4 protein-coding genes are annotated in these 2,339 nt (G+C 57.1%); 2 read left to right on the top strand and 2 right to left on the bottom strand.

Annotated elements, in window-relative coordinates; all coding sequences use genetic code 11:
- Together ACGYK9_RS19280 and ACGYK9_RS19275 are read right to left on the bottom strand one after the other, a co-directional pair.
- Window positions 1–269, bottom strand: a 269-nt coding sequence (locus ACGYK9_RS19280; RefSeq protein ID WP_394415324.1) for a helix-turn-helix domain-containing protein, incomplete at its 3' end; no start/stop codon positions are given.
- A gap of 25 nt (window positions 270–294) precedes the next feature.
- Window positions 295–1,113, bottom strand: coding sequence for an IS1595 family transposase (locus ACGYK9_RS19275; protein WP_394415321.1), 819 nt, complete (start codon window positions 1,111–1,113; stop codon window positions 295–297).
- 98 nt (window positions 1,114–1,211) lie between these two features.
- Between ACGYK9_RS19275 and ACGYK9_RS19270 the strand changes: the two genes are divergently transcribed.
- Together ACGYK9_RS19270 and ACGYK9_RS19265 are read left to right on the top strand one after the other, a co-directional pair.
- The gene (locus ACGYK9_RS19270) at window positions 1,212–1,748 is read left to right on the top strand and encodes a hypothetical protein (protein WP_394422713.1); all 537 of its coding nucleotides are present in this window, start codon (window positions 1,212–1,214) and stop codon (window positions 1,746–1,748) included.
- A 388-nt stretch (window positions 1,749–2,136) separates the two neighbouring features.
- Window positions 2,137–2,339 (top strand): hypothetical protein (locus tag ACGYK9_RS19265; RefSeq protein ID WP_394415312.1); only part of this gene is annotated, 203 nt, incomplete at its 3' end.

Raw genomic sequence — 2,339 nt, 5'->3', positions numbered from 1 at the left:
CTCCTGCGGGAGCGAGCGCGCTGTCGCGTCGTTGGCTTGTCGAGATCATCGAGACGAGTCGCCTCGACAGCCGGGAATAGGGTGCCGAAGCCAGCGATGGCGTCGAGCGCGTCAGCGAGGGCGAGCAGGCCGGCGAGGCTGATCTTCCCCTTCTGCTCGAAGACTTTTAGGGTCGCCAGAGGAACTCCGGACCGCGTGGCCAGGTCGCTCTGAGTTAGCCCAAGTGCGAGCCGGCGGTCGCGAGCAGCTGCGCGAACCCGATCCTGCATCTCGGACGGCGTGTCGAGGTTAAGCTTAAGGGTTATTATGATGTCCTTTATTCGTCTTTTTTGCCATTATGGATACTATATTGGTCGTTATCTTGGGGCAAGAAGGAAGTAGACCTGGTGCCCCGCACGCGATGACGCATTCCGTTCTTTGGGATCGCAGCAATGCGTGCTCTGTATGTCCCACGGAACGGAATGCGTCAGCATAACGGCCTACATAGGCCGTATTCCTTCGAGCGGCGGACTTGCTTGCCGACCGCGCCCTGTAGGAGGACGCGCATCTGGTCAACCACTGGGATCGGACGCCAGATTGTTGTCGATTTCTCTCGTGCAACGCCGGCTCTCGTGGTCCATTGCTTGACCACTTCCCGAACGGGCTCACGGTGTTCCACCGCCAGACAATCTCGTCGAGGTATCGCTGAAGGTGCTGCCTGCCAAGATTATGGTAGACCCCGACCAGGGCACGTTGCACCTGGGAGATCAACGCCTCGGCCGTGTTCACGTGCGCGCCGGTCTCTGGATTGGCGTATTCTTTCTGGCTATGGATCACAGACTGATGGTCGGCCATGGTCTTTCCGAGTCCGATGTAGCTCTTGCTGCCATCGGTCATTAGACTGGTCGTCGCCGGATCGACCCATTCCAGAAGAACCAGCTCGAGCGTGGTCCGTTTGTCATCAAAAACGACCCTGGCGCGCGCCTGTCCGTCGCGAGATGCCGCGACGAAGATCATCGGCTTTGCTGTGCCCTTTCCCCTTTTGTTGTAGGCACCTGACAGAGACTTCGGTGCTCCTCCGACATAGGCCTCATCGACCTCCGACGATGTCCTCCAGAGGCAGCAGCTCACCATTCCGGTCGTCCGTCATCTCTCGGATCGCATGCCCCATTTTCCAGGCGGTATTCTGGTTCACGCCAAGTAGCCGCGCCATCACGACCGAAGAGTTCCCCTTGCTCGATGTCAGCACCAGGAACATCGCGGAAATCCAGACACGCAAGTCGAGCTTGGTGCTATGCATCGGGGTCATGGGGGCCGACATCGGGCACGTGCTTGCTGGCGCATCCGGATATCCTGCCTCGGAAGTTCAGGCCTTCTTTTTTCTTGAAGGGGGCGTCTGTGATGCTCGTGTCATGAACTTTCCGACCCGTAGTGCCGGAAACTGCGTTCTGGTCGAACGTGCTGTCGAGCGTAGCGTAGATATCGGTTCTATGTTCATGTTGTTTTGCCACGTGGATTTCCCCAGCAGGCAGCTGAATACTCTTGTCTTCCGCGATTTCACGCTGATTTACGACGGTCTTACGGTGCAGGGTGCGCGCGACGTTTCTTCGAAGATGAAGCTGATCATCCATGAGGAAACAAACGGAAGAACTCCTGCGCAACTTAAGCAGGATATCGAACTGGGCCTCAACGGCTTTGCGAGGGTCCGCGACGGACTTAGTCGTGTCAGGTTCACTGTAGATCTTGAGGCCTGTCCTCTCGGTGCCTAAGCCCCTGCTATGATGCCGAAGTCTCGCCATTTTTTCCGCAGGTTTTGCCGGGGAAGAAGGGGGAAAGGCGATCTCAAAGGGGGATGGGCGGAGCTCCTGACAAGGCTTCGGCCGCCCATTGAGAACCGGAGGCGGTGGCACCTTCTGCGCAAAACGGAAGCAAGGGCAGGGGGCCTTCTTTCAGATCATTGCAGTGCTGTCGGGCCCAAAAATTGCCCCCTAAGAGGGCGAATGAGATTTTCATCCGGAGACTCTAAGCGGCTCGTAGTACTTCGTTTCGCGCGCTTTCGGGTGTTTGTGATTATCTCGCATAGAGCTTCGAGAATATTTTCGGCCTAAGGTCGGCGCCCATTTTGGGAAGGGGTTTGCCGGGGTCTATGTCCTTGGCATGAAGCAAGATACACCACTTTCGAAAGATGATCTGGTCAAGTTTTTTGGCCTGAAGCCGGTGAAGAACGACGACTACAGAGCGTTATCACGCGTTTTGAAGGCGCTCGGGATCCGTTTAGTTGGCGGCACAACACGGTGGTCTGTTGTGTGGAAAGCGCTTGGGCTTGCAGAGGGGCAAGTGCCAGAGCGAGCGGTAGAGCT

Source organism: Sulfitobacter sp. 1A15258 (assembly GCF_043557045.1).
GTDB lineage: Bacteria > Pseudomonadota > Alphaproteobacteria > Rhodobacterales > Rhodobacteraceae > Sulfitobacter > Sulfitobacter faviae.
This window is presented reverse-complemented; position numbering and strand designations above follow the sequence as displayed.